The organism is Sphingomonas sp. EC-HK361 (genome assembly GCF_902498785.1).
Taxonomy (GTDB): domain Bacteria; phylum Pseudomonadota; class Alphaproteobacteria; order Sphingomonadales; family Sphingomonadaceae; genus Sphingomonas.
In genome coordinates this window covers 249,214-275,847 of sequence record NZ_LR701493.1, presented here as the reverse complement: position 1 = coordinate 275,847, position 26,634 = coordinate 249,214, and the positions used below count along the sequence as shown (strand labels likewise).

The 26,634-nt window shown below is 66.9% G+C and carries 21 protein-coding genes; 15 read left to right on the top strand and 6 right to left on the bottom strand.

The genetic code is table 11. The features are described from left to right. The first annotated feature begins 111 nt into the window (after nt 1–111). Together BOS5A_RS02700 and BOS5A_RS02695 are read left to right on the top strand one after the other, a co-directional pair. Entirely contained in the window at nt 112–2,709 is a 2,598-nt protein-coding gene (locus BOS5A_RS02700; protein WP_151953680.1) for a TonB-dependent receptor, read from the top strand. An 85-nt stretch (nt 2,710–2,794) separates the two neighbouring features. Next, nucleotides 2,795–3,244: an EF-hand domain-containing protein gene (locus BOS5A_RS02695; RefSeq protein WP_151953679.1), complete on the top strand. Its 450-nt coding sequence runs from the start codon at nt 2,795–2,797 to the stop codon at nt 3,242–3,244. A 10-nt stretch (nt 3,245–3,254) separates the two neighbouring features. Here BOS5A_RS02695 and BOS5A_RS02690 read toward each other — a convergent pair whose 3' ends face one another. Next, nucleotides 3,255–4,478, bottom strand: a complete 1,224-nt coding sequence (locus tag BOS5A_RS02690) for a threonine synthase (RefSeq protein WP_151953678.1) — start codon at nt 4,476–4,478, stop codon at nt 3,255–3,257. 197 nt (nt 4,479–4,675) lie between these two features. Next, nucleotides 4,676–7,222, bottom strand: coding sequence for an amylo-alpha-1,6-glucosidase (locus tag BOS5A_RS02685; protein WP_151953677.1), 2,547 nt, complete (start codon nt 7,220–7,222; stop codon nt 4,676–4,678). A gap of 257 nt (nt 7,223–7,479) precedes the next feature. Between BOS5A_RS02685 and BOS5A_RS02680 the strand changes: the two genes are divergently transcribed. The 11 genes from BOS5A_RS02680 (at nt 7,480) to BOS5A_RS02630 (ending at nt 18,851) form a co-directional block, all read left to right on the top strand. Beyond that, on the top strand, nt 7,480–8,505 hold the full coding sequence (locus BOS5A_RS02680; protein ID WP_151953676.1) for a LacI family DNA-binding transcriptional regulator: 1,026 nt from the start codon (nt 7,480–7,482) through the stop codon (nt 8,503–8,505). A gap of 186 nt (nt 8,506–8,691) precedes the next feature. Continuing rightward, nucleotides 8,692–9,951: an MFS transporter gene (locus BOS5A_RS02675; protein ID WP_151953675.1), complete on the top strand. Its 1,260-nt coding sequence runs from the start codon at nt 8,692–8,694 to the stop codon at nt 9,949–9,951. After that, a complete protein-coding gene (locus BOS5A_RS02670) occupies nt 9,948–11,087 on the top strand; it encodes a Gfo/Idh/MocA family protein (RefSeq protein ID WP_199857178.1) in 1,140 nt (379 codons plus the stop codon). The genes BOS5A_RS02675 and BOS5A_RS02670 overlap by 4 nt, the downstream gene beginning before the upstream one ends. Further along, on the top strand, nt 11,084–12,184 hold the full coding sequence (locus BOS5A_RS02665) for a sugar phosphate isomerase/epimerase family protein (RefSeq protein ID WP_151953674.1): 1,101 nt from the start codon (nt 11,084–11,086) through the stop codon (nt 12,182–12,184). Before BOS5A_RS02670 ends, BOS5A_RS02665 begins: the two co-directional genes overlap by 4 nt. Next, on the top strand, nt 12,181–12,567 hold the full coding sequence (locus BOS5A_RS02660; RefSeq protein ID WP_151953673.1) for a c-type cytochrome: 387 nt from the start codon (nt 12,181–12,183) through the stop codon (nt 12,565–12,567). Before BOS5A_RS02665 ends, BOS5A_RS02660 begins: the two co-directional genes overlap by 4 nt. Before the next feature lie 14 nt (nt 12,568–12,581). Beyond that, complete coding sequence (locus BOS5A_RS02655; protein WP_234419240.1) at nt 12,582–13,505, top strand: hydroxypyruvate isomerase family protein; 924 nt, start codon at nt 12,582–12,584, stop codon at nt 13,503–13,505. A 40-nt stretch (nt 13,506–13,545) separates the two neighbouring features. Then, entirely contained in the window at nt 13,546–14,115 is a 570-nt protein-coding gene (locus BOS5A_RS02650; RefSeq protein ID WP_151953672.1) for a gluconate 2-dehydrogenase subunit 3 family protein, read from the top strand. A gap of 71 nt (nt 14,116–14,186) precedes the next feature. Further along, nucleotides 14,187–14,948, top strand: coding sequence for a sugar phosphate isomerase/epimerase family protein (locus tag BOS5A_RS02645; RefSeq protein ID WP_234419169.1), 762 nt, complete (start codon nt 14,187–14,189; stop codon nt 14,946–14,948). 24 nt (nt 14,949–14,972) lie between these two features. Beyond that, nucleotides 14,973–16,658, top strand: coding sequence for a GMC oxidoreductase (locus BOS5A_RS02640; protein ID WP_151953670.1), 1,686 nt, complete (start codon nt 14,973–14,975; stop codon nt 16,656–16,658). A 16-nt stretch (nt 16,659–16,674) separates the two neighbouring features. Beyond that, entirely contained in the window at nt 16,675–18,075 is a 1,401-nt protein-coding gene (locus BOS5A_RS02635; protein ID WP_151953669.1) for a Gfo/Idh/MocA family protein, read from the top strand. Further along, nucleotides 18,072–18,851, top strand: a complete 780-nt coding sequence (locus BOS5A_RS02630) for a 3-keto-disaccharide hydrolase (protein WP_151953668.1) — start codon at nt 18,072–18,074, stop codon at nt 18,849–18,851. Before BOS5A_RS02635 ends, BOS5A_RS02630 begins: the two co-directional genes overlap by 4 nt. A gap of 55 nt (nt 18,852–18,906) precedes the next feature. Here the strand turns inward: BOS5A_RS02630 and BOS5A_RS02625 are convergent, their stop codons facing one another. The 3 genes from BOS5A_RS02625 to BOS5A_RS02615 all read right to left on the bottom strand — a co-directional run bounded on the left by BOS5A_RS02625 (nt 18,907) and on the right by BOS5A_RS02615 (nt 22,501). Next, a complete protein-coding gene (locus tag BOS5A_RS02625) occupies nt 18,907–20,193 on the bottom strand; it encodes an MFS transporter (RefSeq protein ID WP_151953667.1) in 1,287 nt (428 codons plus the stop codon). A gap of 54 nt (nt 20,194–20,247) precedes the next feature. Beyond that, nucleotides 20,248–21,432 (bottom strand): mannonate dehydratase, encoded by a 1,185-nt coding sequence (gene uxuA, locus BOS5A_RS02620; protein WP_234419168.1) that lies wholly within the window; start codon nt 21,430–21,432, stop codon nt 20,248–20,250. Between the two features lie 160 nt (nt 21,433–21,592). After that, the gene (locus tag BOS5A_RS02615) at nt 21,593–22,501 is read right to left on the bottom strand and encodes a sugar kinase (RefSeq protein WP_151953666.1); all 909 of its coding nucleotides are present in this window, start codon (nt 22,499–22,501) and stop codon (nt 21,593–21,595) included. Between the two features lie 190 nt (nt 22,502–22,691). On the opposite strand from BOS5A_RS02615, the gene uxaC reads away from it, so the two are divergent. Continuing rightward, nucleotides 22,692–24,104: a glucuronate isomerase gene (gene uxaC, locus BOS5A_RS02610; RefSeq protein WP_151953665.1), complete on the top strand. Its 1,413-nt coding sequence runs from the start codon at nt 22,692–22,694 to the stop codon at nt 24,102–24,104. Further along, entirely contained in the window at nt 24,101–25,471 is a 1,371-nt protein-coding gene (locus BOS5A_RS02605; RefSeq protein ID WP_151953664.1) for a mannitol dehydrogenase family protein, read from the top strand. Before uxaC ends, BOS5A_RS02605 begins: the two co-directional genes overlap by 4 nt. Here the strand turns inward: BOS5A_RS02605 and BOS5A_RS02600 are convergent. Then, nucleotides 25,468–26,622: a Gfo/Idh/MocA family protein gene (locus BOS5A_RS02600; RefSeq protein WP_234419167.1), complete on the bottom strand. Its 1,155-nt coding sequence runs from the start codon at nt 26,620–26,622 to the stop codon at nt 25,468–25,470. The two genes, BOS5A_RS02605 and BOS5A_RS02600, sit on opposite strands and share 4 nt — an antisense overlap. Nucleotides 26,623–26,634 lie beyond the last annotated feature (12 nt).

Below are 26,634 nucleotides of genomic sequence, written 5' to 3'. Positions count from 1 at the left end.
TGGGCGGATAATCTTCGTCGCCCCTCCATGACATAGTTTTGCGACAATGCCGCGCTACCCGCCGGACTGCGGTGCGTTTCGGCCGCGTGTCGGTTCGGGGAAGTGGTGAAGATGCGTCGGCTGGTCGTGATGTTCGGAATGATGACCGCGGCACCCGCATGGGCGCAGCAGGCACCCGCCCCCGCCACCCCTCCCGCCGCACAACCCGCGCCCGAACCAGCAGCGGCGGGCGACGAGGACGAGGCGGCCGATATCGTCGTCACCGGCTCCCGACAGAACCTGCCCGGTGCGGTCGTCGGCGATATCCCGCCCGAAGTGCAGCTGGGGCCGGCGGACATCCGCTCCTACGGCGTCAGCTCGGTCAGCGACCTGCTCGACGAGCTCGGCCCGCAGACGCAGAGCGGCGTCGGCGGGCCTCCGGTGGTGCTGCTGAACGGGCGGCGGATCGCGGGCTTTTCCGAGATCCGCGATATCCCGACCGAGGCGATCCTGCGCGTCGATATCCTGCCCGAGGAAGTCGCGCTGAAATATGGCTACCGCGCCGACCAGAAGGTGGTGAACTTCGTCCTGCGCCGCCGTTTCCGCGCGGTCACGATCGAGGCCGCAGACAAGATCCCGACCGAGGGCGGCAGCAACACCGCGCAGGGTGAGTTCGACCTGCTTCACATCGCGCGCGACAGCCGCGTCCAGCTTCACACCAGCTACACCGACACGTCCGCGCTGACCGAGGCGGAGCGGAACGTCATCCAGGAACCGGGAAGCGCGATCGACCTCGGCCCCTATCGCACGCTGACGCCCGGCAGCCACCAGCTGAACGTCAACATGGTCTATGCCCGTCCCTTCGGGAACAGCGTGAACGCGACGATCAACGGCTCGATCACCCAGACGGGAAGCCTGGGCACGTTCGGCCTGCCGATCGTAACGCTGCAATCGCCGGTGAGCGATACAACCGACCTGACACCGCTTTCGCAGCGCAATTCGAGCCTCACCAGCCATCTCGGCGCGACCGTCAACGGCACCGCGGACCAGTGGCGCTGGACGACGACCGCCGCCTACGACAGGGTGAACAGCAAGACGCTGACCGACACCAGCCTGGACCTGGCGACCTATCAGGCGGCGCTGCTGGCGGGCGATCCGCTGACCGGGCCGTTCGGGCTGCCCAATCGCGGCAATTCGGTGTCGAGCACGGCGGACCTCACGACGACCGCGAGCGGCCCGCTGTTCGCCCTTCCTGCGGGCGATGTTTCGACCACGATCAAGATCGGCGCCGACACCTCCGATTTCACGAGCGATTCGTTCCGCAGCGGCCTTGTGCAGAGCGGCAAGGTGTCGCGCGATACCGCAAGTGGACAGATCAACGTCGACGTGCCGATCGCGAGCCGTTCGAAGGACGTGCTCGCCTGGGCGGGCAATTTCTCGCTCAACGGCAATTTCGGCGTGGATCGCCTTTCCGATTTCGGCACGCTCGTCGCTTATGGCTACGGCTTCAACTGGTCGGTGATCGACGGCGTGCGCTTCATCGGATCGGTCGCGCACCGGGAGGAGGCGCCGAGCGCGGCGCAGCTGGGCAATCCGCAGGTCCTGACCCCCAACACCCGCGTCTTCGATTACGTCACCGGGCAGACGGTGAACGTGACGACGCTCAGCGGCGGCAACCCGCTGCTGCGTTCCGACACGAAGAACGTCCAGAAGCTGGGTCTGACGCTGAAGCCGTGGGCGAAGAGCGACCTGACGATCGTGGGCACCTACGTAAGAACGACCGTCGATGATCCGATCGCGTCCTTCCCTACGCCCACCGCCGCGATCGAGGCGGCGTTCGGCGATCGCTTCACGCGGGTGAACGGCACGCTGGTGCGGCTCGACACGCGACCGATCAACTATGCGCGGACGGAGAACAGCCAGTTCCGCTACGGTTTCAACTTCTCCAAATCGCTGAAATCGAAGGTCCAGCGCGAGATCGAGGCGTATCGCGCGGGCACTGGACCCAACCCGTTCGCGGGGATGACCTTCCCCGGGCGCCAGCGGCGGCAGGGCGGCGGCGAGGGACAGGACGGCGCGCGTGGTAACACAGCCGCGACGTCCGCCCCGGATGGTGCAGCGTCCCCACCAGCGGACAGCGCGGCTCGGCCGAATGGTCCGCAGGCAGGTCCGGGCGGCCGACGTGGATTTAGCGGCGGTGGCCGGGGCTTCGGCGGGCGCGGCGGCGGCGGCGCTGGCGGCGGCGGGCGGCTGCAGTTCGCGGTGTATCACACCATCCACCTGACCGACCGGGTCGATGTGCTCGACGGCGGCCCAAGCCTCGATCTCCTGCGCGGCGACGCGATCGGGCAGAGCGGCGGCCAGCCGCGCCACGAGGTCGAGGGACAGGCGGGCTACACCAACAACGGCATCGGCGCGCGGCTTTCGGCGAACTGGCAGAGCGGCACGACGGTGCAGGCCGGCACCGCCGCCAACCCGCAGACGCTCGATTTCTCCAGCCTCGCCACCTTCAACCTGCGGCTGTTCGCCGATCTGGGCGGGCGGCTGGAATGGGTGAAGGCGCACCCCTGGATGCGGGGAACGCGGGTGACGCTGTCGTTCAACAATCTGACCAACCAGCGCCAGCGCGTGACCGACGCGAACGGCCTGACCCCGATCAGCTACCAGCCCGCCTATCTCGACGCGCTGGGCCGCAGCGTGCGGATTTCGGTACGGAAGCTGTTCTTCTAGGGAGCGGACCAACCTTGAACAAATCGACAGCAGATTTCAGACGTTCGTCACGTCCTCGTCATTCAGTACGGCGCAGGGTCGGGGAATGGCAATTCTCGTTGCAGCACTGCTGGCCGCGGCCAATGTCAGTCCTGTCGGAGAAACGCGGCAACAGGACGAGGCAGCGGCTTTAGCGCATCACCGTCGCATGGATGCGAACCACGATGGCTTCGTAACCTATGCCGAGATGCGCGAATTCGCCTTAGCCGCAATATTCCCGAAAGGGCAGATCCCAGAACGATTGCCCAACGATCGGATGGCGCGCGCCGAATTCGACCGCGCGGACATTGATCATGACGGGCGCATCTCCATCCAAGAGGCGATTGCGGGGGCCGATCGGGCGTTCGCCGAAGCCGACACGGATCATGACGGCCTCCTCACCGAGCAGGAGCGCGGCGCTTACGGTGCTCGCGCGCTGGTCAATCTTCAAAAAGAGATTGCCACCTGGAAACCGCTACCCTGCCAGCCGCGCGCGGCTTGCGCGACCGCGCGCTAGCGAACGGCCCTCAAAGCGCGTCAAAATCGATCGGCGCGTGGCGATCCAGCGTCTTGTCGGCTGCCGGCATCGGGTATTTCAGGCCCGTCGCGCAGTTGAACAGGACGACGCGCTCGTCTTCGTCAACCTCGCCGTCGCGCAGCGCCTGTTTGTACGCCGCGAGGGTCGCGCCGCCTTCGGGGCAGAGCAGGAGGCCGTCCTTCTTGGCGCACTCCTCGACCGCTTTCAGGATCGCTGGGTCGCCGACGCCGAGCGCCTTGCCGCCGCTTTCGCGCACCGCGCGCAGGATCAGGAAATCGCCGACCGCCCTGGGCACGCGGATGCCCGCCGCGACGGTCGCCGCGTCTTCCCAGCGCTCGGCATGCTCCACGCCGGCTTCGAAGGCGCGGACGATCGGGGCGCAGCCGCTGGCCTGGACGGCATACATGCGCGGGCGTTCGGGCCCGATCCAGCCGAGCTTCTCCAGCTCGTCGAACGCCTTCCACATGCCGATCAGCCCGGTGCCGCCGCCGGTCGGGTAGAAGATCGCATCGGGCAATGACCAGCCGAATTGCGCGGCGAGTTCCAGCCCCATCGTCTTCTTGCCTTCGATCCGATAGGGTTCCTTCAGCGTCGAGAAGTCAAACCAGCGCCCTTCCGCCGCGCCCTTCGCGACGATCGCGCCGCAATCGTCGATCAGGCCGTTGACGCGCCAGACCGCTGCGCCCTGCACCGCGATCTCGCGCACGTTGATTTCGGGGGTGTCGTCCGGGCAGAAGACGATCGTCTCGATCCCGACCCGCGTGGCATAGGCGGCGAGCGCGGCGCCGGCATTGCCGTTGGTGGGCATCGCGATCCGGGTGACGCCAAGTTCCTTCGCCATCGCGACCGCCATGACCAGCCCGCGTGCCTTGAAGCTGCCGGTGGGAAGCCGCCCCTCGTCCTTGACCAGCACGTTCGCGCCGCCGGACCGGGGGATCGGCACGAGTGGGGTCTCGATCTCGCCGAGGCTGACGATATCGCGCGTATGGCGCACCGGTAGCAGCTCGCGCCACCGCCACAGATCGGTTTCGCGCGCGGCCATCGCGTCGCGCGAGACGGCTGCCTTTACCGCGTCCAGATCGTAGCGAACGAGCAACGGCCGGCCGACGCGCGAGAGATTGTGCAGCGTGTCCGCCGCGTAGCGCTCGCCCGTCATCGAGCATTCGAGATGGGTGACGAAGGTCGGGCGATCGGTGGTGAGGTTGGTGTTCATGTCAGCTCCTCCCCTCCCTAAGAAGGGAGGGGCCGGGGGTGGGTAGGCTTGGGGTGCCCGGCGCGATGGAGTGCCGCTCGCCCCCGGTGTCCTGGCACTAGGCGAGGACGGCATGGCTGGTCAGCCCGGTGCCATTGTCGTCGACCACCACCATGCACGGCAGGCCGCGGCGCTCGGCGATCGACGAGCAGCACGGGTCAGGGTTTGAAGGTCATCATCACCTTATGGCGATCATATCCCGAAATGCTGCCCGTCTGACCTGTGCCCGGAGCGACCGTGATTCTGTAGAACCCATCGCGAATGCGATCGATCGTCGCGCCCGATCCGACCGACGGTACGCGATCCGTCGCCAATGTGAAGGCGCCGCCCGCGGCCTGTGACACCCACGCGTCGAGGCCAAGCCCGTCAGGATATTCGGAAACAGACGTGAGGATCGGGTTATGGCTGCGGTCGCCGATCGACGCCGGTCGCCGCACCGGCGCCACCGTGACCCCGCCATCATACATGATCCGCGCCGTCGTTTGGCCGCGGGCGCGTGCGTCGATCGTAATTTCGGCGTGATTGTCCTGGCCAGTCGAGACGGCCTTGATGGTCACGGGGCGCGCTTCGACGACGGCGCCGGTCAGGCTCGCGCCAAGCGGGATCACCGGCGCGAACGCGACCGTCAAGGCATCGCCCGGATTATCGATGGTCAGCGTCATCCCCTTCGCGTCGCGTTTGATCGCCAGGCCGACGCGTCGATCGCCGATCCGGACGTTTCGCAAGCGAATGGCATCCCACTCGGCCGGCAGGTGCGGCGCCAGCCTCACGCGGTTTTCGGCGGGGAACACGGAAAGCCCGAACACACCCCGCACTGCCGCGATCATCAGCCCCGCGGAGGACCAGCTCTGTTCGGGCACGGATTCGAATTCCGGTCGATAGGTATCGCCGGCCAGCACCTCGTGGAGATGGCCCGCGCTGTCGAGCGTGTCGCTGTCCACCATGGCGCGCCAGATCGCCCATCCGGTTTGCGGTCGATGCTGCCGGTAGGCCGTGGTGGCGACGGTCGCGCTGCCGAGCGCCCATACGCTCCCCGCCGAATAAAGATTGGGATCATATTGAGGATCGCTCGCTGCCAGGCTCCGCACCCCCCAGTCGGTGAGAAAATCGGGCGACGCGATCCGGTTGAGCACCCGGGCTGCCCGCGCATCCGATACGACGCGCTGATCGAGCACGCCGATCGCGTCGGGGCGCTGGCTGAGGACCGGCGTGCCGTCGCGCCGATGGCCCGAAAGCCAGAAGCCGTTGGCGTCGTCCCATCCATTGTCGGCAATGGCACGGCGCGCGCGCGTCGCGGCCGCTGCCGCGGTCTTTACGAGCGCGGGCTTTTGCAGCGCGCCGGCGAGCGACGCGTAGCCATCGGCCGCATCGATCCACAGCGATGACAGCCGGATATCGTCGCGCAGATCCTCCTGCTCATTCTGCCCCTGCTTGCCCGCAGGGATGGTGGGAATACCCGTGTCGCGATCGATGACGGACATGCAGTAGCGCCACGCCGCCGCGATGGCCGGCCAGTTGCGGCGCGCAAACGCGACATCGCCGGTCGTCTCCACGTAGCGGGCGACGGCCGCGAGATACTGGAAGGTGATGTCGACATGGACGTACATGTAATGATATTTGCCGACCCAATCGATCAGGCCGGCGCTCTGCGACATTTCGTGCCAGATCATCCCTGTCCTGGGGTCCTGGTAGCGGGTCACGAACGCGAGTTCCTGGCGCGCGCGGTCGAACTGGCCGGCGGCGAGCATGCCCTCCATCACGACCAGCCCGTCGCCTGCGAAGAACCACGCATATTGGGGGCGTCGATCGGGGCGCGACGGGCCGTAGCCGCCAACCACGCCGCAGCCGATGCGGTCGTTACACGCCCATGCCGCATCGAGGGCGAGGGCGGCCGACGCGAGCGCGCGGTTGACCGCCGGGTCCGGCGTCTCGATGGCGATCGACTCCGCGAGCACCGCCGCGCTGTGCGTCGCCGCGTCCCGGCGTGCCGCAGTCTCAGAGTCGCGAATGTTCTGGGCGCCGTCGGTTTCCGCCGAGGGATCGAGCGCAAGGACGAGGCTGGCGGAGCGGACACCGTCGCCTCCCGCGCGCGGGGCAAGCAGCATCGCGTATCGCTCCAGCGGCGCCCGGGCGAGATTGATCGCGTCGTCGTGCGCGACAGTCTCGCGCGAGGAGATCGTCGCGCTGAACCCGTGCAGCGGCTCGCGCTCGACATAGCCGGATCGCGTCGCGTCCCAGCTGACCGATCGACCGCCAAGCGCGGCAGGCCACATGAGGTTCAGCGAGGGGCGAAAGCTCGCTTCGATCTGGACGTCGGGCTTGCCCTCCACTTCATAGCGGAGGATCGCGCCGGCTTGCTGGCGGGGGACGAACAGACGTTCGCGCACGACGAAGTCGGCGCCGACATAGGTGCGCACGACTTCGTTCGGCGAGCGATCGACGCGGCGAAGGAGCGGTGCCGCCTCGATCGGTGCCACGGTGCCCTGAACGCGGAAGCGAAGCTGGAAGTCGCTTGCGAGCTGGAGCGGATAGGCCCAGATTTCGAGCGCGCCGGGATACCCCATGAGCAGCGCCCGCTCGCCCTTGGCGGACACAAATCCGGTGACGTCCTGTCGATATGTGGGAAGCGGCGCCGGGTCGGCATTCGCGATCAGCACGACCGCAAGAAGAGCCGTGGCCAGCGAATGACGGACGCCGTTCTTCATGGGGAAGGGCTACGGCAATCAGGGAGGGTCGAACAGAGGAAATGCGGCGGGCCCCGCTCGCGTCTCCGGCCGTGGCTGGTGGCGCGGCACGTGGGCCAAGGATCGCGCGACGCGGTCGCATGACATGTCGGTCGATCGACGACGGGACTTGCCAGCGATAACGTCCCTCGCAAAGGTAAGGCGATGCGTTGCCAACGATCGCCCACCGCTCACCACGACGGACGCGCCGCGGCCATGTCCGCCGACGTCCGCGCGCGGTGACGACGCTTCGCGATGTGGCGCAGGTCGCGGGCGTCTCCAGGGCGACCGCCGCGCGCGTCCTCTCCGCCCCCGAGCTGGTCGCAGACGCAACGCGCGCGAAGGTGATGCAGGCCGTGCAGGAGCTCGGCTACATCCGGAATTCGGTCGCGGCGAGCCTGCGGACAACGCGGACGGGGCGGATCATCGTGACCGTGCCCGATATCTCGAACCCGTTCTTCTCCCGCGTCATCCGCGGGGTCGAGGAAGCGGCGCAGAAGGCGGGCTATGCGGTGCTGCTTGGCGACACCCGCAACGAGCGTGAGCGTGAGGAGCAATATGCCGACATGCTCAATCGCCGTGAGGCGGACGGCATCATCTTTCTCGGCCACCGGCTGCCGACGGTGCTCGCCACGATCCTCGCCCGCGATGGCGGCCGCGCGCCGGTCGTCAATGGTTGCGAGTTCACCTCCACGCTCGGCGTGTCGAGCGCGCATATCGACAATGCGGGGGCGGGCCATGAGGTCATGCAGGCGCTCTACGGGCTGGGTCACCGCGACATCGCGCTCATCCTCGGACCCGCCGACAGCCCGTTGACCCGCGATCGTCTGGCCGGCGCGAGCAGAGCGGCGGCGGCGCGCGGGCTGGCCGCCAATCTCATCGTCGAAGCCGGCGATTTCTCGATCGAGTCGGGGCGGCGCGCGGCGATGGCGCTGTTCGCGCGCTCCCCGCGCCCCACCGCCATCTTCTGCTTCAGCGACGAGATGGCGATCGGCACGCTGGCGGCGGCGCGCACCGCCGGCCTGTCCTGCCCGGCCGACCTTTCCGTCGTGGGCTTCGACGATATTCAGATGGCGCGCTATGTCGATCCGCCGCTCGCGACCGTGCGCCAGCCGATGGCGGAGATCGGGCGCAAGACGGTCGAACTGCTGCTCGGCATCCTCAGCGGCCGGCAGGTGCAGCCCGTTTCCGCGACGCTGCCCTACGAACTCATTCCGCGCGAAAGCCTGGGGGCCGCGCCGGTGAATCGGCTTCTCCGCAGCTGATCGGATAATTCCGCCTTTTACCGATTTCACCTTGCCATGAGATCGATCTCATGTTTCCTTGCCCACGTCGAAGCCCCGGCGAAGATCGGGGGTGTGACGGGTCGGCGTCGCCATTCCGGTTGCCGCACCCGATGTATGTGAGAGGTGCGCCGGGAATCTCCAACCTGGTCTGAAAAGGTGCTGCGCATGGTGAAATTGCGACTGTCGATCATGATGTTCGCGCAGTATTTCGCGTGGGGCGTCTGGCTCGTCCCGCTCAGCACCTATATGAGCAAGGGGCTTCATTTCGATACGATCATCGGCACCGCGTACGGCATGGTCGGCATCGCGACGATCGTATCGACGCTGTTCGTGGGGATGATCGCGGATCGTTTCATGGCGGCGGAGAAGCTGCTGAGCATCCTGTCGATCCTGGCCGGCGCCGCGCTGTTCTGGGTGTCGACGATCGAGACCTCGCCCTCGCTCTTCCTTTTCGGTCTCCTCCTCCATTTCCTCTTCTACGCCTCGACCATTCCGCTTGCGACCGCGATCGCGTTCAACGCCGTGGACGATATCGCCCGCGAGTTTCCGGGGGTGCGCGTGTGGGGGACGGTCGGCTGGATCGTGGCGGGGCTGCTGGTCGGCGTGATCGCGGGTGCGGCGCAGACCGCGCTGCCGATGCGGATGGCGGCGATCGTCTATGTCGGGCTCGGCCTCTACGCCCTTACCTTGCCGAACACGCCGCCGCGCGCGCGGGGCCGGATCGTCAGCGCGTCGGCGGTGCTCGGGCTGGACGTGATCCTGCGCCACCGTGAGACGGCGTTCTGGGTCTTCATCGCCTGCACGCTGGCGCTGATGATCCCCCGCAGCTTCTACGACACCTACGCCAACACCTTCTTCGCCGACAAGGACCTGCACCTGACGCTGTTCGGCACGCGGATCGAGGCGACGGGCATCCAGACGGCGGGGCAGATCTTCGAATCACTGATCCTCATCAGCCTGCCTATCCTGCTGTTCCGCCTGGGCATCAAGCGCGTGCTGGTCATCGGCATGGGCGCGTGGGCGGTGCGATTCCTGCTCTTCGGCTTCGGCTATAGCGGTGCGACCGCGATCATGCCGATGGTGCTGCTCGGCATCATCATTCACGGCGTCTGCTACGATTTCCTCATCGTGTCGGGGCAGATTTACGTCGATCGCAAGTTCGATGCGGAGGCCCGATCGCGCGCGCAATCCTTCTTCAATCTGATCACCCAGGGGATCGGCATCGTCATCGGCTCGAACATCGCCGGCGTCGTGTACGGGATGAACGTCAGCGCCGACGGCAGTCACGACTGGCGCGCCATCTGGATGGTGCCGGCGGTAATCGCCGCCGTCGCGATGGTTCTCTTCGCGCTCACCTTCCGCGAGAAACTAGCACCCGCCCCCGACGATAAGTCCGTCGCGCCCGCACCGGTGGGCTTGGGATGACGAACGAGATGCTCAGGCTTGGATTAATCGGCGGCGGTCCGGGAAGCTTCATCGGCCCGGTGCACCGCATGGCCGCCTGCCTCGACGCGCGCTTCGTTCTGTCCGCCGGCGCGTTCAGCCGGACATTGGCAAAGTCGCGTCAGCAAGCCGCACGGTGGGGCATCCCGGAAGACCGGGCCTATGACGGTGTCGAGGCGCTGATTGCGGGCGAGCGCGGGCGCGACGACGGGGTTCAGGCGATCGCCATCGCGACGCCGAACGACAGCCATTTCGCGATCGCCAAGGCGGCCTTGGAAGCCGGTTTCGCGGTGATCTGCGACAAGCCGATGACCGCGACGCTGGCCGAAGCCGAGGCGCTGGCTCCCATCGTGGTGCAATCCGGCCGACCCTTCGCGCTTACCTACACTTACACCGGCTATGCGATGATCCGCGAGGCGCGGGCGCGGATCGCCGACGGCGCGATCGGACGGGTCCGCAAGATCATGGTCGACTATCCGCAAGGCTGGCTGTCCGAGCGGATCGAGGCCGACAATGCCCAGGCGCGCTGGCGGACTGACCCCGCCAAGGCCGGCATGGGCGGCGCGATTGGCGACATTGGCGTCCACGCCTTCCAGCTCGCGGAGTATGTGAGCGGCCTTCGCGCGGCCGAACTGATTGCAGACCTTCCCCGTGTCGTCACCGGCCGTCAGCTGGACGATGACTGCAACGTCCTGCTCCGCTTCACGGGCGGCGTGCCCGGTGTCCTGACGGCCTCGCAGATCGCGACGGGAGAACGCAACGCGCTGCGCCTGCGCGTCTACGGCGAGAAGGGCGGCCTCGAATGGTGCCACGACGCGCCGGGGGAACTGATCCTGCGCTGGCCCGAAGCGCGGACCGAGATTATCCACGCGGGAGCGCCAGGCCTGCACTCCACGGCGCAGCGGGCGACCCGCTTGCCCAGCGGCCATCCGGAAGGTTTCATCGAAGCGTTCGCGACACTCTATGCGGATTTCGCCGACATGATCGAAGGCAGTTGCGGCGCGCAAGGCCTCTTGCCCGGCATCGAAGACGGCCTGCGGTCCGCGCGGTTCATCGACTGCGCGGTTCGATCGAACGAGGCGCGAACCTGGCTGTCGCTCCCGGATATAGCCCGATGAAGACCATCAAGGGCCCCGGCATCTTCCTCGCGCAGTTTCTGTCCGATCAGCCGCCGTTCGACACGCTGGATCACCTGGCTGAGTGGGCGTCCGGGCTTGGCTATGCAGCGGTGCAGATCCCCTGCACCCCGCAACTGATCGACCTCGAGACGGCGGCCGAAAGCCAGGCCTATTGCGACGATCTGCGCGCCACGCTCGACAGGCACGGCATCGTGGTGAGCGAGCTGTCCACGCATCTGCAAGGCCAGCTGGTCGCGGTCCATCCCGCCTATGACAGGCTGTTCGACGGGTTTGCCGCGGCGCATGTGCGGGGCAAGCCGGCCGAGCGCCAGCGCTGGGCGACCGAACAGGTGAAACTCGCCGCGCAGGCCAGCCGGCGGCTGGGCCTCGATGCGCACGCGACCTTCTCGGGGGCGCTCGCTTGGCCTTATGTCTATCCTTGGCCGCAACGCCCGGCCGGGCTGATCGACGAAGCCTTTGCCGAACTCGGCAAGCGCTGGCGCCCGATCCTCGATGTGTTCGAAGACTGCGGCGTCGATTGCGCGTTCGAGCTTCATCCGGGCGAGGATTTGCACGACGGTGTGACGTTCGAGCGCTTTCTGGACGTCGTCGACCAGCATTCGCGCGCCCGGATCCTCTACGATCCCAGCCATTTCGTGCTGCAACAGCTCGATTATCTCGCCTTTCTCGACCTCTATCACGAGCGGATCAGCTGCTTCCACGTCAAGGATGCGGAGTTCCGGCCGAACGGACGGTCCGGCGTGTATGGCGGCTATCAGACCTGGGTGGATCGCCCCGGCCGATTCCGCTCGCCGGGGGACGGCCAGGTCAATTTCGGCGCGATTTTCGCGAAACTGGCGCAATATGACTTCCGCGGCTGGGCGGTTCTCGAATGGGAATGCGCGCTCAAGCATCCCGAAGACGGCGCGCGCGAGGGAGCGCCCTTCATCCGGGACCATATCATCCGGGTCACGCCGCACGCGTTCGACGATTTCGCGGCGAGCGGCACGGACCACGCCACCAATCGCGCACTGCTCGGCCTCGACCCGCAAACCGTAGACGGTCCGAGGCCCGTAAAATCGGGAGAGTTTGGATGAAGTGGATTTATAGCCTGATCGCAGCCCCCGCGCTGCTGGGCGTCATCGCGGTGTCCGCTCCGCCCTCGACCGCGCAAGGCGCCCCTGCCGGCGCGCAGGCATTCGGCATGTGCGCGGCCTGCCATACGGTTACCAAAGGCGGCCGCAACGGGATCGGTCCCAATCTCTCCGGCCTGTTCGGGCGACGCGCCGGGTCGGTTCCCGGCTTCAGCTACTCGGCCGCGATGAAGGGTTCGGGCATCACCTGGGATGCCAAGACGCTGGACGAATTCCTGGCGGCGCCAACCAAGAAGGTCCCGGGGACGAAAATGCCGATCAGCCTGTCCGATCCGGCGAAGCGCGCGGCGGTCATCGCCTATCTGACGACGGCGACGGCCAAATAGGGGATGCGCACGTGATGCTGGAAAGCCTGACGCCATCCAGACGCACTCTCCTGGCGGCGAGCCTGGCAGGGCTCGGTGCGAGCACGTGCGCGCGGGCCGCGGGGCCATCAGGAAACGCCGCGCGGTTCGCGCTGAAATTCGCGCCCCACGAAGGCAGCTTCGCGAGCCGCGGCGACCGGATCGAGCAGATCGCCTATGCCGCCGACCAGGGTTTCACGGCATGGGAAGACAATGAGGCCGCCGGGCGGTCCGTCGCCGAGCAGGAGGCGATGGGCAAGGCGCTGCGCCAGCGCGGGATGACGATGGGCGTGCTGGTCGCCAGCATGCCGAAATGGGATCAGTATCGCCCGCTTCTGGGGTCCGGCGATGCGGTCGAGCAGGAGGCGATGCTCGCCGACATCCGCCGCTCCGTTGACGTCGCCAAGCGGCTCGATGCGAAGTGGATGACCGTCGTCACCGGATTCATGGACCCGAAGGTGCCCGTCGATATCCAGACGGCGCGGGTCATCGAGGTGATGCGCCGCGCGGGCGATATCGCGGCGAAACACGGGCTGGTGCTGGTGATGGAGCCGCTCAACACGATCACCAATCATCCTAATATCTTCATGCGCACGATCCCGCAGGGCTATGCCATCGCTACGGGGGTCGCCAACCCGGCGGTCAAGGTGCTGGCCGATCTCTATCACGCGCAGATCCAGGCGGGGAACCTGATCCCGACGCTGGAGACCTGCTGGAGCGAGATCGCCTATATCCAGTTCGGCGACAATCCGGGCCGGCTGGAGCCGGGCACCGGCGAGATCAACCATCACAATATCGTGCGCTGGCTGAAGCGCCGTCGCTACGATGGCGTCATCGGCATGGAACATGGCAACTCGCTCAATGGGCGCGCGGGCGAAGAGCGGTTGGTCGTCGCTTATCGCGAGGTCGACGCGGCATGACGTGCAACAGCACTCCCCTGAACCTGTCCGGAGGCTCGCAATGATCGACCGTAGAACCGCCCTTGCCGGGGTCGCCGCGCTGTTCGGCACCACGCTGTTCGCGCCGATCGCGCGCGCGGCCGGGCTCGTCGGCAAGGACCTGCGCCCCGTTGTCAGTGAGGGGCCGCCGAGCGTGCAGGTCTTCACCGCACCGCAACGCGCGCTGATGACTGCGCTGAGCGAACGCGTCGTCCCGACGACCGACACGCCCGGCGCCATCAAGGCCGGCGTGCCAGCCTATATCGAAAAGCTGCTCGCCGACTGGGCGCTACCTGAGGAAAGGGTTCCGATCCTCGCCGGCCTCGATGCGATCGAGGCCAAATGCCTTCAGGACTACAAGGTCCCGACGGCCCAGGCCTCCGCCGAGCAACTCGACGCGCTGCTCACCGCCGCGATGAATGCGCAGTTCGCAGGCGGAGCCGATTTCTTCGAGGCGTTCCGGCAGCTCGTCGTGACCGGATACTACACGTCGGAGATCGGGATGACGCAGGAGCAGGAATATCTGCCGGTCCCCGGCGAATATCACGGCGATTATCTCTATTCCAAGGTCAACAAGGTCTACACGGCATGACGATCGATCGACGCGCTTTCGTTGCGAGCATAAGCGGGGCCCTGGCGGTCAGCACCCTCCCGAAAATCGCGATGGCCGCGCAGGTTCGCAAGGTTGGGCTGCAACTCTACACGGTGCGCGAGCTCTTCCAGCGCGACCCGGTCGCCACGCTCGAGAAGGTCGCGCGCATCGGCTACCGCGAGGTCGAGTTCGGCGGCGGCAATTACGAGGCGATGGACCACGCGCTGCTGCGCCGGACGATGGACAAGCTGCACCTGTCCGCACCGTCGCTGCATGTGCCCTACGAAACGCTGCTGACCAAATTCGCCGAAGCGGTGAAGATGGCGAAAGCGCTGGGCGCCGACACGATCGTGGTGCCCTGGCTGCCGGAGGAGCTTCGCACGGACACGGGGTTCGGCGCGGTGGTGGAGAATATGAACCGCTTCGCGAAGCAGGCGCGCGACGCCGGCCTCGGCCTCGCCTATCACAACCACGATTTCGAGTTCACCACCCGCTTCGACGGCAAATCGCTCTACGACCGGCTTGTCAGCGGGACCGACCCCGCGCTCGTGAAGCTGGAGCTGGACCTGTTTTGGGCGGTTCACGCCGGCGAGGATCCCGGCAAGCTCGTCGATCGCCTCGCTGCCCGTCTCTACGCCTTCCACGTGAAGGACATGCGCGCCGACAAGTCGATGACCGCGGTCGGCACCGGCACGATCGATTTCGCCGCGCTGTTCAAGCGGCCCGGCGCCGCCAGCGTCCGCCATTTCTATGTCGAGAATGACGAAGCGCCAGCCCCTTACCTTCCGGACATCACCACCAGCTTCCGGAACCTCAGCGCGCTGCGCTTCTGATCCCCCGCTGCGAAGGCATCACCAATGGATTCGACCAACAGTTTCGACGCGATCGTCATCGGTTCCGGGGTCAGCGGCGGGTTCGCGGCGAAGGAACTGACCGAAAAGGGCCTTCGCGTCCTGATGCTCGACCGCGGCTTCATGGTCGAGCACGGCGAGGGCTATCCCTATGACGGCAAGCCCGCCTTCGAGCTGCCGGCCCGCGGCGAAGTCCCCAAGGCGATCGTCGACAGCGACTATTTCATCGCCAAGCATGGCTATCTGTCGACCAGCAACCTGCAATTCTACAATGACGACCGGCTGAACCCCTACGTCATCGACGAGGGCAGCAAGTTCTACTGGATCCGCCCCGCGGCATTCGGCGGCAAGTCGCTGATCTGGGGCCGGTGGTGCTTCCGCTGGAGTCCGGCGGATTTCGAAGCGAACAAGCGCGAAGGAATCGGCGGGGACTGGCCGATCCGCTATGACGACGTTGCGCCCTGGTACAGCTATGTCGAGAAATATATCGGCGTCTCCGGCTCGCGCGAGAACCTCGATTACCTGCCCGACAGCGAGTTCCAGCCGCCGATGCCGATGAACGTGGCCGAGACCTGGATGAAAGGCCGGCTGGAAGGCGCATTTCCCGGCCGCAAGCTGATCCACGCGCGGCTTTCGAACATGACCGAGGACAAACCCGAACAGAACCGGACGAAGTGCCAGTTCCGCGACCAATGCTCCAATGGCTGTTCGTTCGGCGCCTATTTCTCGACCCAGGCCGTCACCCTGCCCGCGGCGCGCGCCACGGGGCGCCTCACCATTCGCTCCGACGCGGTCGTGTCGAACCTGGACTATGACGCGCAGCGCAAGCGCGTAACGGGCGTCCGCTTCATCGACACAAAGACGGGACAGGCAAGTGTTGTGAAGGCCGATCTGGTGTTCCTCTGCGCATCGGCGATGGCGTCGGTCCAGATTTTGATGAACACCCGCGCACCGGGATCGGGCCGCAGCTATTTCGACACCAGCGGAACGCTTGGCCGCTATGTGATGGACCACATCTTCCGCACGGATATCTCGGGCGAAGTGCCGGGGATGACGGACTATATCGAATATGGCCGTCGTCCCGGCGCGGTCTATATTCCCAAATTCCGCAACATCGGCAAGGACGACGGCGTCGGGTTCAAGCGCGGTTACGGCTATCAGGGCGGCGCGGGCCGGAGCATGGCCGCGCCGGTGGGCTTCGGCGCCTCGATGAAGCAGGGCATGCGCCGCTACGCCCCGTGGCGGTTCTCGATCGGCGCCTTTGGCGAATGTCTCCCTTATGAGGACAACCGCGTCTCGCTGCATTCCACGAAGGTGGATCGCTTCGGCATTCCCCAGCTGCGTTTCGACGTGACCTTCCGGGAGAACGAACTTCGCATGATGAAGGATGCCCGCGAGCAAGGGGAAATCATGCTGCGAAAGGCGGGCCTCACCAACGTGACCAGCAGCGAGTCCGAACACGTGCCCGGAGACGCGATCCACGAGATGGGCGGTGCGCGCATGGGCGAGAACCCGCGCGCTTCGGTGCTCAACAAGTGGAACCAGGCGCACGAGGCACCCAACCTGTTCGTGACGGATGGCTCGCAGATGAACTCGATCGCCTGCGTGAACCCGTCGCTCACCTTCATGGCGATGACGTGCCGGGCGGTGGATCACGCGGTGAAACAGTTGCGTGCCGGTGCGCTGGCTTGAGCGGGGGGACGCCGCGATGATGGACCGTCGTTCATGGCTGAAGGGCGCCGCCGCCGCTGCGTCGAGCATCGCCATGCCGTCGCACGCCGCACGCCGCACTCGCCGAATTGTCCCCAGCGACCGCGTGAACATCGCCGCGATCGGCGCAGGCGGGATGGGCGCTGCCAATATGGAGCAGTTCACCAGCCAGAATATCGTTGCGCTTGCTGATCCGGACTTTTCGCACGTCGCCAAGGCGTTCGTGGACGATTCCGGCGCGCCGAACCCGCGCCGCGCGGTGCTCAAGGCCGCCTACGACCGCGCCGAAAAATATGCCGATTACCGGCGGATGCTCGATCGGCGGGACATCGACGCCGTCGTCATCGCGACCCCCGACCAGCACCACGCGGTCGCCGCCAAAATGGCGATGGAGCGCGGCCTGCACGTCTATGTCCAGAAGCCGCTGACCTACACCGTGCGCGAAGGTCGCGTCCTGAACGCCCTCGCCCGCGCCAATCCCGGACTCGTGACGCAGATGGGCAATCAGGGCCATTCGGGCGACGATGGCCGCCGTGTGGTGGAGCTGATCCGTGGCGGCGTCATCGGTGCCGTTCGTGAGGTTCATGTCTGGACCAATAGGCCGATCTGGCCACAAGGCATCGCGCGCCCCGTGTCTCAGCCGACGCCAGCCGGTTTCGACTGGGACGTGTGGCTCGGGCCATCGACGGTCGATTGGGGCTACAACCCGCTTTACGCCCATTTCAACTGGCGCGGCTGGCAGCCCTTCGGGTGCGGTGCGCTGGGTGACATGGGCGCGCACCTGATCGACTTTCCGGTCTGGGCGCTCGACCCCGGTCTTCCGACCCGCATCGAGACGCGCCATTCCGCCTGGGGCGACAATCCGCGGCCGGCGGGCACGCCGGAAGGCGATGGGCGCGGCAGCTATCCGCTTGCCACCACGACCTTCTTCGAGTTCGGCGCCGCCAAAGGCGGGGCGGTGAAGCTGACGTGGTATGACGGCGGGCTGATGCCACCCACGCCGCGCGGACTGCCGCCGACGGCGGTGATGAAGCCGGATGGCGGCGTGCTCTATGTCGGCAGCCAGGGCATGCTGATGCATGAAACCTACGGCGAGAAACCGGTCTTCATCGGTGAGGGCGTCGCCGAACGCGCCGCCGCCATCCCGCAATCGCTCCCGCGCATCCAGGGCGGCCTGCACGGCCATGAGATGAACTGGATTCGCGCGATCCGGGGCGAGGAAGCGATCTCCTCGCCCTTCGCCGTGGCGGTACCGCTGACCGAGACGATGCTGCTCGGCATCGTCGCGATGCGGGCGGGCCAGCCGATCGAGTATGACGCCGCGGCGGGCCGCATCACCAATTTGGCCGACGCGAACCGCTATCTCGACCGCACATATCGAAAAGGATGGGAGCTATGACATCGATCCTCCGGGGCGTGCCCCTGTTGCTGGTCGCAGCCCCGCTCGCCGCCACGGCGCAAGACGCCAAGCCGAAGCCTGAGGATACCGAGCGCTGGTCGCCTGCGGTGCCGGTGGTGACGCCCGGCAGGAGCGAGACGGCCTCGCCGCCGTCCGACGCGATAGTCCTGTTCGACGGCAAGTCGCTCGACCAGTGGGTGAACGTGAAGGACGGCGCGGCGGCGGGCTGGACGGTCGCGGACGGCATCGTCACCGTGGCGAAGGAGGCGGGCAACATCCAGACCCGTCGGTCCTTCGGCAGCTATCAGCTTCACCTCGAATATCGCATCCCTGCCAATGTCACCGGCATGGGGCAGGCACGCGGCAACAGCGGGCTGTTCCTGGCGTCGACCGGTCCGGGCGATGAAGGCTACGAGTTGCAGATCATGGACAGCTACCGGAACGACACCTACGTCAATGGTCAGGCCGGTTCGATCTACAAGCAGTTCGCCCCGCTCGCCAATCCGGTGCGCAAGCCGGGCGAGTGGCAAAGCATCGATGTGGTCTGGGACAAGCCGACCTTCGACGCGACCGGATCGGTGAAAAGCCCGGCGCACGTTACCGCGTTCATCAACGGCGTGCTGATCCAGAACCATGTCGCGCTGCTTGGCGAGACGCTCTATATCGGCAAACCGAGCTACAAGGCCTATGACCGGGCGCCGATCAAGCTCCAGGCGCATGGCGATCCCAGCCCGCCGATCAGCTATCGCAACATATGGGTGCGCGATCTGAACTGAGGTTTGGCTGACTTATCGGCGGTTCGGGAAAGACAAGCGGGAGGCGCCGCGGCCTTCAGCGGGCCACCGGCGCACCGATCCGAGGAAGCAGCAGGTGCATCACGCCAAGCGCGATCAGATAGGCGCTGCTCGCCCACAGGAATACCGGCCAATAGGATCCGATCCGTTCTAGCAGATGGCCGACCGACTGCGCCATGATCATGCCGCCGACCGCCCCCGCCGCGCCGCCGATCCCCATGACCGAGGCGATGGACGAGCGCGGGACGGTGTCGGACACGACCGCGTAGAGGTTCGACGACCACCCCTGATGCGCGGCGGCGGCGAGCCCGAGGATCGCGACGGCGCTCCACAGGTTGGACGCACCGCTGGCGAACACGATCGGAACGACGCACAGCGCGCACGCCAGCAGCGCGATCTTGCGCGCCGCGTTCACGCTGTAGCCACGCTTCATCAGCGTCGAGGACAGCCAGCCGCCGCCGATACTTCCCGCATCGGCCAGCAGATACACGGCGATGAGCGGCGGGCCGAAGGTCTTGAGATCGAGCTGATATTCCTTCGAGAAGAAATCAGGGAGCCAGAACAGGAAGAGATACCATACCGGGTCGGTCAGAAATTTCGCGATGACGAAAGCCCATGTCGGGCGCTGCGCGAACAGACGGCGCCAAGGCACGCGCTCGCTCGGCTCTTCCTCGGTATCGGCGTCGATATAGGCGCGCTCTGACGCGGTGACCGTCGGGTGATCCGCCGGCGTGCGGTAGAAGGCGAGCCACGCCGCTAGCCACAGAAAGCCGAGCAGGCCCGTCACGATGAAGGCCGCCTGCCAACCGAAGCGGATCGTCAGCAGCGGCACGACGATCGGCGTCGCGATTGCGCCGACATTGGCACCGGCGTTCAGGATTCCTGCGGCCAGCGCGCGCTCGTGCCGCGGAAACCATTCCGCGACCGATTTGATCGCGGCCGGGAAGTTCGCCGACTCCCCCAGCCCGAGGAGGAAGCGCGCGCCGGAGAAACCGAACGGCGTCCTGACTACCGCGTGGAACATCGCAGCGAGGCTCCAGATCCCGATCGCGGCGGCATAGCCCAGCCGAGCGCCGATCCGGTCGATCAGCGGGCCGCACGCCAGCAGGCCGATCGCATAGGCGGCCTGGAACCAGAAGACGATGTTGCCGTAATCGACCTCGCTCCAGCCAAGCTCGTCCTGCAGCGTGGGTTTCAGAATGCCGATGATCTGCCGATCGACATAATTGATCGTCGTCGCCAGGAAGAGAAGCGCACATATCACCCATCGCACATTCCCGCCGGGTCGGGCGCGTATCGGAACCGGGCGGGAATGCGTTGCCATGGTCGTGCCCTCTCCTGTGTTTTCGCTCATTGGCGGTTTGTTCGCCCTGTTGTTTCAGGCTGCGGCGTGGGCGATGCCGCGTTCCAATCCGCGCAGTTCGGCCAGCCCGCGCATCCGGCCGAGCAGCGAATAGCCCGGGTTGGTGACCCGGCGTAGATCGTCCATCATCTGGTGGCCGTGGTCGGGCCGCATGGGGATCGATCGCCCGGACCGCTGCTGCAGGCGGTGCAGCGCGGCGACGATCTCGGGCATGCGGGCATGTCCCTCTAGATGTGCGGCCTCGTGGAAGGACCCGTCGGGTTTGTGCTGAACCGAGCGCAGATGGACGAAGCCGATGCGGTCGCCCAGCCGCTCGACCATGCCGGGAAGATCGTTGTCTTTCCGCGACCCGAATGAGCCGGCACAGAAACACAGGCCGTTGCTGGCACTCGGCACCCGCGCGAACAGCGCGGTCGCGTCGGCCTCGGTGCTCACCACCCGCGGCAGGCCGAAGATCGAGAAGGGCGGGTCGTCCGGGTGCACGACCAGTTGCACGCCCTCTTCCTCCGCCACCGGGCAGACGGCCTCGAGGAAGGCAATATGGTGCTCGCGCAGGCGGTCCTCGTCGATCCCTTCATATCCTTCGATGGCGCGCAGAAACTCTGCCGAGGTGAAGCTCTCCTCGCTGCCGGGCAGGCCGGCGATGATCGTGCGCTCCAGCTTGCGGCGCGCGGCGTCGTCCATCGCGTGGAAACGCCTGTCGGCGCGCTCGCGCACCGCGTCGTCGTAGCTTTCAGCGGCGTTGGGGCGCTTCAGGATGTGGATGTCGTAGGCGGCGAGCGCGACGGGCTCGAAACGGAGTGCCAGCGCGCCGTCGGGCATGGCGTAGGCGAGATCGGTGCGGGTCCAGTCGAGCAGCGGCATGTAATTGTAGGTGACGACCTTGATGCCCGCGCGCGCCAGATGACGCAGGCTCTGGCGATACGCATCAAGGCAGCGGTCGCGGTCCGCGGTGCCGAGCTTGATCGCCTCGTGCACGGGCAGGCTTTCGACGACGGTCCAGCCGAGGCCTGCGCGCATAATTTCGTCGCGCCGGGCGGCGATAGCCTCCTGCGGCCAGACCTCGCCGTTGGGTATTTCGTGAAGCGCGGTGACCACCTCGCTGGCGCCCGCCTGGCGGATATCGCGCAGCGATACCGGGTCCGTCGGGCCGAACCAGCGCATCGTCTGGGTCATCAATACCGGGTGAGTGTCGTTCAACGCCACGTCTTCGCCAACCGGATCACCCGTTCCTCCCCTCCCGACCGGACAAAGCGACTTCCTGCCGCTCCATCACCTTGGCAACGACATCAACCTATACATTGGTCAGGCCACGGGCAATAGTCTGTCTTACATAGGATGAGCAGATTGTGGCGGAGGTTCAGCCATCGTAAGCGGCGCCGTCATCGCGGCCTGGGATCGCACCGGGGCGCATAACCACCCACCCGGCGAGGCGGTGACCGGCCAGCGCCGCGTCGGCGGGCGCGGTGCCGCTCAGTCGCGCGTGGAGATAGCCGGCGTTGAAGGCGTCCCCCGCCCCGCTGGTGTCGCGCGGGGTCAGGCGGGCAGGCGGCGGCACGATTTCGCCATCCACCAGGGCGCCGCGCGCACCCAGCTTCACGACGACCTCGCCCGCGCCAAGCGACCGCCAGCGTGCGGCGATGGCAGCGGCGTAATCTGCGTCGCCGATCAGCGCCTCGTCCTCGGCGGTGGGAAGTCCGATGCTGCACGTCGCGACCGCCCGGTCGCGCCAGGATCGAGCCTCCGCCGCGTCGCGCCACAGTCGCGGACGGTAATTGCCATCGAACGCGACGCCGCCGCCATTTGCGCGGACGCGTTCGGCCAGCGCGAGCAGCGCGTTGCGTCCCTCGTCGGGCAGGATCGCAAGGCTGATGAGCGAGAAGCCGAGCAGGTCGGCGCTCGCCGCTTGCTCGACCGCCGCTGCGATTCCGGGTGCGCCGAACACGCGCCGCGCGGCGCTGTCGCTGCGCCAATAGGTGAAGGTGCGCTCCCCCGCGTCGTCGGTGGCGATTGCGTAAAGGCCCGGACTTGCGTTTGGCTCGGTCAGGGTGAGCGCAGTATTGATGCCTTCCGCGGCCCAGTCGGCACGCAAACCGGCGCTGAACGGATCGTCGCCAATTGCTGTGAGGTAGCGGACGCGGTCGCCGAGGCGCGCCAGATGGATTGCGGTGTTGAGCGTGTCGCCGCCATGGGCCAGTCGCCAGCCGCCAGCGGCGTCGGCGCGCGACAGCTCGATCATTCCCTCTCCGACCATCACGATATCCGGCATTGTCCGCAGCGCGCCTTTCGGTTCGTCCGGTCGCATTGGATGAGCAGCGTCGGCCGGCATGTCAACGAACCGGCGCAGATTTACGCGGCCACTGGTCAGGCCACTTTGCCGCTGCTAGGCATGGCCAGAAGGAGGGTTCGATGCGACAAGCAAGGTCACCGCTATCGGCAATCAGGATCGGTTGCCGTCCATGACCCGTCCGTTGTCGCTCCATCCCGATCGCCTGTTCTCCAGCGATCCCGTGCAGCGTGATATCGCACGCGCGCTATATGCGGAGGTCGGCACGCTGCCGATCGTCAGTCCGCATGGCCATGTCGACCCTGCATGGTTCGCCACCAACGCGCCGTGGACGGATGCGACGAGCCTGTTGCTGCAGCCCGACCACTACGTCTTCCGCATGCTCTACAGCCAGGGCATCGATCTCGACACGCTGGCGATTCCGCATCGCGACGGCGTGCCCGATACCGATCCGCGCGCGGCGTGGCGCGCTTTTGCCGAGCGGTATCATCTGTTCCGCGGCACTCCATCGCAATTGTGGCTCGATCACGTCTTCGCCGAGGTGTTCGGCTTTGAGGTGGCGCTCGATGCGAGCACGGCGGATCGATATTACGACACGATCGGCGAGCGGCTGGCGAGCGACGCGTTCCGCCCGCGCGCCCTGTTCGAGCAGTTCCGCATCGATTTCCTCGCGACGACCGAAGGCGCGCACGACGATCTGGCGCACCACCGCGCAATCCGCGGGTCGGGCTGGCAGGGTAGGGTCGTCACCACCTATCGCCCCGACGGCGTCATCGATGTCGAGCATGAGGCGTTCGCCGATGCGATGGAGCGTTTCGCTGCCCTGACCGGGGAGGACGTGCACAGCTGGTCGGGCTATCTCGCGGCGCACGCAAAGCGGCGCACCGCGTTCCGCGATCTTGGCGCGACCGCGACCGATCACGGCCATGCCAGCGCGGCGACCGCGAACCTTTCCACCGCGGAATGCGAGGCGCTGTTCGCGCGGATCGTCGGCGGCACGTGGTCGCCCGACGATGCCGAACTGTTCCGCGCGCAGATGCTCACCGAGATGGCGAAGATGAGCGTCGCGGACGGCATGGTGATGCAGATCCATCCTGGCTCCTATCGCAACCACAATGCCCGCCTGTTCGCGACGCATGGCCGGGACAAGGGCGCGGACATCCCGGTGCAGGCGGAATTCGTCCGGGCGCTCAAGCCGATGCTCGACGTGGTCGGCAACGAGCTGGGCCTCACAATCATCCTCTTCACGCTGGACGAGGACACCTACACCCGCGAGCTCGCGCCGCTGGCGGGCCACTATCCCTGCCTGCGCCTTGGGCCGGCCTGGTGGTTTCACGATTCGCCCGAGGGCATGCGCCGCTTCCGCGAGATGACGACCGAAACGGCGGGTTTTTACAACACCGTCGGGTTCAACGACGATACGCGCGCGTTCCTGTCGATTCCTGCGCGGCACGACGTGGCTCGGCGCATCGACTGTGCTTTCCTCGCGCGGCTCGTGGCGGAACATCGCCTGGCCGACTGGGAAGCGGCGGACCTCGCGCATGAATTGACCAGTGGCCTGGTACGCCGGGCGTACCGCGTGTGAGGCTCTCGGCAGCGACCGCCCGGCACCTGCCGGCTGGCGTCGTGCATCCGGGTTACGATCGCGCGGCGCAAAGGCGCGGGATCGTCCATATCGGGATCGGCGCGTTCGCGCGTGCGCATCAGGCGGTCTATACCGACGCTGCCATGGCGGCCGGGGACCGCGACTGGTCGATCACCGGCGTTTCGCTTCGCTCCGCGAGCGTCGCCGAAGCGCTCGCGCCGCAGGACGGGCTCTACACCGTGACCGAGCGCGGCGGGGATGGCGAGCGCGTGCAACTGGCCGGCGCGCTGCGCGATGTGCTGGTCGCGCCGCAGAACCCAAGCGCGGTTGTCGCGGCGCTCGCCGATCCGGATACGCGGGTCGTGACACTGACGGTGACCGAGAAGGCCTATCAGCTCGGGGCCGGCGGCGCGCTCGACCTGGCGGCTGTGCGGGCGAGCGGGGAGGGGCTGTATCACTATCTGGCGACCGGGCTTGCCGAGCGGCGGGCGCGGGGACTGCCCGGCCTCACGCTCGTCAGCTGCGACAATCTGGCGGAAAATGGCGCCAAGCTCGGACGTGCTGTGGCGGCGTGGCTCGACGAGACCGACCCGTCGCTGGCACGCTGGTTTGCCGATTGCTGTGCGTGCCCGTCCACCATGGTGGATCGCATCGTGCCCGCCGCGACGGCGGTAATGCTGGATGACGCGGAAGCGCGTCTCGGCCTGCGCGACGCGGGCGCGATCGTCACCGAACCGTTTCGCCAATGGGTGATCGAGGATCGCTTTGCCGGCCCGCGCCCGCGCTGGGAGGCGGGTGGCGCGCAGTTCGCCGCCGATGTGCGCCCGTTCGAAACCGCAAAACTGCGCATGCTCAACGGCGCGCATTCGGCGCTTGCCTATCTCGGGCTCGCCGCGGGCCATGCGCATGTCCACGAAGCGATCGCCGATCCGGTCATCCGTGTAACGGTGGAGGAACTGATGCGGTGGGAGGCGGCGCCGACGGTGGATGCCGCGCCGGGGCAGGATCTCACCGCCTACGCCGACGCGCTGCTCGCGCGCTTTGCCAATCCGGCGCTGCCGCACCGGCTAGCGCAGATCGCTACCGACGGATCGCAGAAGATCGGCCCGCGCTGGCTCGCGCCGCTGGCGATCAATCGCGCGCGCGGGCGACGTTCGCCTGCGACATTGATCGCGCTGGCAGCGTGGCTGCGCTTCGTGCGCGCGCCGGCAGACGATCCGCGCAGCGCGGCGCTCATGGCGTGCTGGCGCGGCGGCGCGCAGGGCGTGGTGGACGCGGTGTTCGGAACGCGCGGGCTGATGCCGGCCGCATACGCACTTGACGCGGATGACCGTGCCGAACTGACGCGGCTGGTACGCGACGACTAGGCAGTCGCCGTTGTCGCCTTCGCCGAGGCGGTAAGCACCAGCTCCGCGGCAAGCAGCGCGCCGTCCTGATCCTGCGCCACCGATGTCCGCTCGACCAGATCGGCGATGAACTGCGGCCCGAACGGCAGCGGCACCTTCGCGCAGTCGATGTAGCGCGTGCCCTTTTTGTCCGCGATGAACAGATGGTTGCCGCCCGGCCGCCCGGCAATGTCCACATATTTGCGCAGCTCGATATAGCCTTCGCTGCCAAGGATGAAGAGCCGGCCGTCCCCCCAGGTCGGTAGCCCGTCGGGGGTGAACCAATCGACGCGGACATAGCCGGCCCCGCCGTCGCCGTGCATCATCATGTCGCCGAAATCCTGGAACTTGGGGTGATCCGGATTCCCGAAATTGCCGACCTGCGCGGCCAGCACGCTCGCGCGCTTGCTGCCGGTCAGATACACGAACTGGTCCGCCTGATGGCTGCCGACGTCGGTCAGGATGCCGCCGTTGAGCGCAGGGTCCCAGAACCATGCGGGGCGCGTGGGGGCGGCGACGCGGTGCGGCGCAAGGTTCACGGTCTGGATGACGCGGCCGATCGCGCCGTCATGGACCAGCTGCCCCGCCATCACCGCGGCGGGCACCTCCAGCCGTTCGGAATACATGATCCCGAACTTGCGCCCCGTCGCCTTGATCGCCGCGCGCACCTCGGCCAGCTGCTTCAGGGTGACCACCGCCGCCTTGTCGCTGAGGTAATCCTTGCCCGCGCGCATCACCTTGATGCCCAGCGGCGCGCGCAGGGCGGGGATCGCCGCGCTGCAGACCAGCTTGATCGCCCTGTCCTCGATGATCTCGTCTTCGGATCGCGCGAGGCGCACGCCCGGATAGCGTTTCCGGAACGCCGCGACCTGTTTCGGGTCGGCGGCGTAGAAGGCGGTCAGGACGCCGCCGCCGCGGATCATCGCATCGGTGATGCCATAGATATGGTTGTGATCGAGCCCGATGACCGCGAACGGCACGCGGTATTTCGCGTCCGGGGCGGGGCGTGCTGGGGCGCTTTCGGTCGGTGCGTCGCCGCGGGTTGTCGATTGCGCCAGCGCCTCGGCCGCCATCCCCGACAGGCCGGTGGCGAGCGCAAGGCCGATGAGATCGCGGCGGCTGGGATCGGTCACTTCGCTTACTCC

Excerpts from the sequence above, each read along its gene's own strand:
- BOS5A_RS02640 (WP_151953670.1), top strand. The coding sequence starts at position 14,973 with ATGGATTCGACCAACAGTTTCGACGCGATCGTCATCGGTTCCGGGGTC.
- BOS5A_RS02685 (WP_151953677.1), bottom strand. The coding sequence starts at position 7,222 with ATGAAGAACGGCGTCCGTCATTCGCTGGCCACGGCTCTTCTTGCGGTC.
- uxaC (WP_151953665.1), top strand. The coding sequence starts at position 22,692 with ATGACCCGTCCGTTGTCGCTCCATCCCGATCGCCTGTTCTCCAGCGAT.
- BOS5A_RS02675 (WP_151953675.1), top strand. The coding sequence starts at position 8,692 with ATGGTGAAATTGCGACTGTCGATCATGATGTTCGCGCAGTATTTCGCG.
- BOS5A_RS02670 (WP_199857178.1), top strand. The coding sequence starts at position 9,948 with ATGACGAACGAGATGCTCAGGCTTGGATTAATCGGCGGCGGTCCGGGA.
- BOS5A_RS02700 (WP_151953680.1), top strand. The coding sequence starts at position 112 with ATGCGTCGGCTGGTCGTGATGTTCGGAATGATGACCGCGGCACCCGCA.
- BOS5A_RS02645 (WP_234419169.1), top strand. The coding sequence starts at position 14,187 with ATGGCCGCGCAGGTTCGCAAGGTTGGGCTGCAACTCTACACGGTGCGC.
- BOS5A_RS02695 (WP_151953679.1), top strand. The coding sequence starts at position 2,795 with ATGGCAATTCTCGTTGCAGCACTGCTGGCCGCGGCCAATGTCAGTCCT.
- BOS5A_RS02650 (WP_151953672.1), top strand. The coding sequence starts at position 13,546 with ATGATCGACCGTAGAACCGCCCTTGCCGGGGTCGCCGCGCTGTTCGGC.
- BOS5A_RS02630 (WP_151953668.1), top strand. The coding sequence starts at position 18,072 with ATGACATCGATCCTCCGGGGCGTGCCCCTGTTGCTGGTCGCAGCCCCG.
- BOS5A_RS02655 (WP_234419240.1), top strand. The coding sequence starts at position 12,582 with ATGCTGGAAAGCCTGACGCCATCCAGACGCACTCTCCTGGCGGCGAGC.
- BOS5A_RS02665 (WP_151953674.1), top strand. The coding sequence starts at position 11,084 with ATGAAGACCATCAAGGGCCCCGGCATCTTCCTCGCGCAGTTTCTGTCC.
- BOS5A_RS02690 (WP_151953678.1), bottom strand. The coding sequence starts at position 4,478 with ATGAACACCAACCTCACCACCGATCGCCCGACCTTCGTCACCCATCTC.
- BOS5A_RS02635 (WP_151953669.1), top strand. The coding sequence starts at position 16,675 with ATGATGGACCGTCGTTCATGGCTGAAGGGCGCCGCCGCCGCTGCGTCG.
- BOS5A_RS02660 (WP_151953673.1), top strand. The coding sequence starts at position 12,181 with ATGAAGTGGATTTATAGCCTGATCGCAGCCCCCGCGCTGCTGGGCGTC.
- BOS5A_RS02615 (WP_151953666.1), bottom strand. The coding sequence starts at position 22,501 with ATGCCGGATATCGTGATGGTCGGAGAGGGAATGATCGAGCTGTCGCGC.
- BOS5A_RS02625 (WP_151953667.1), bottom strand. The coding sequence starts at position 20,193 with ATGGCAACGCATTCCCGCCCGGTTCCGATACGCGCCCGACCCGGCGGG.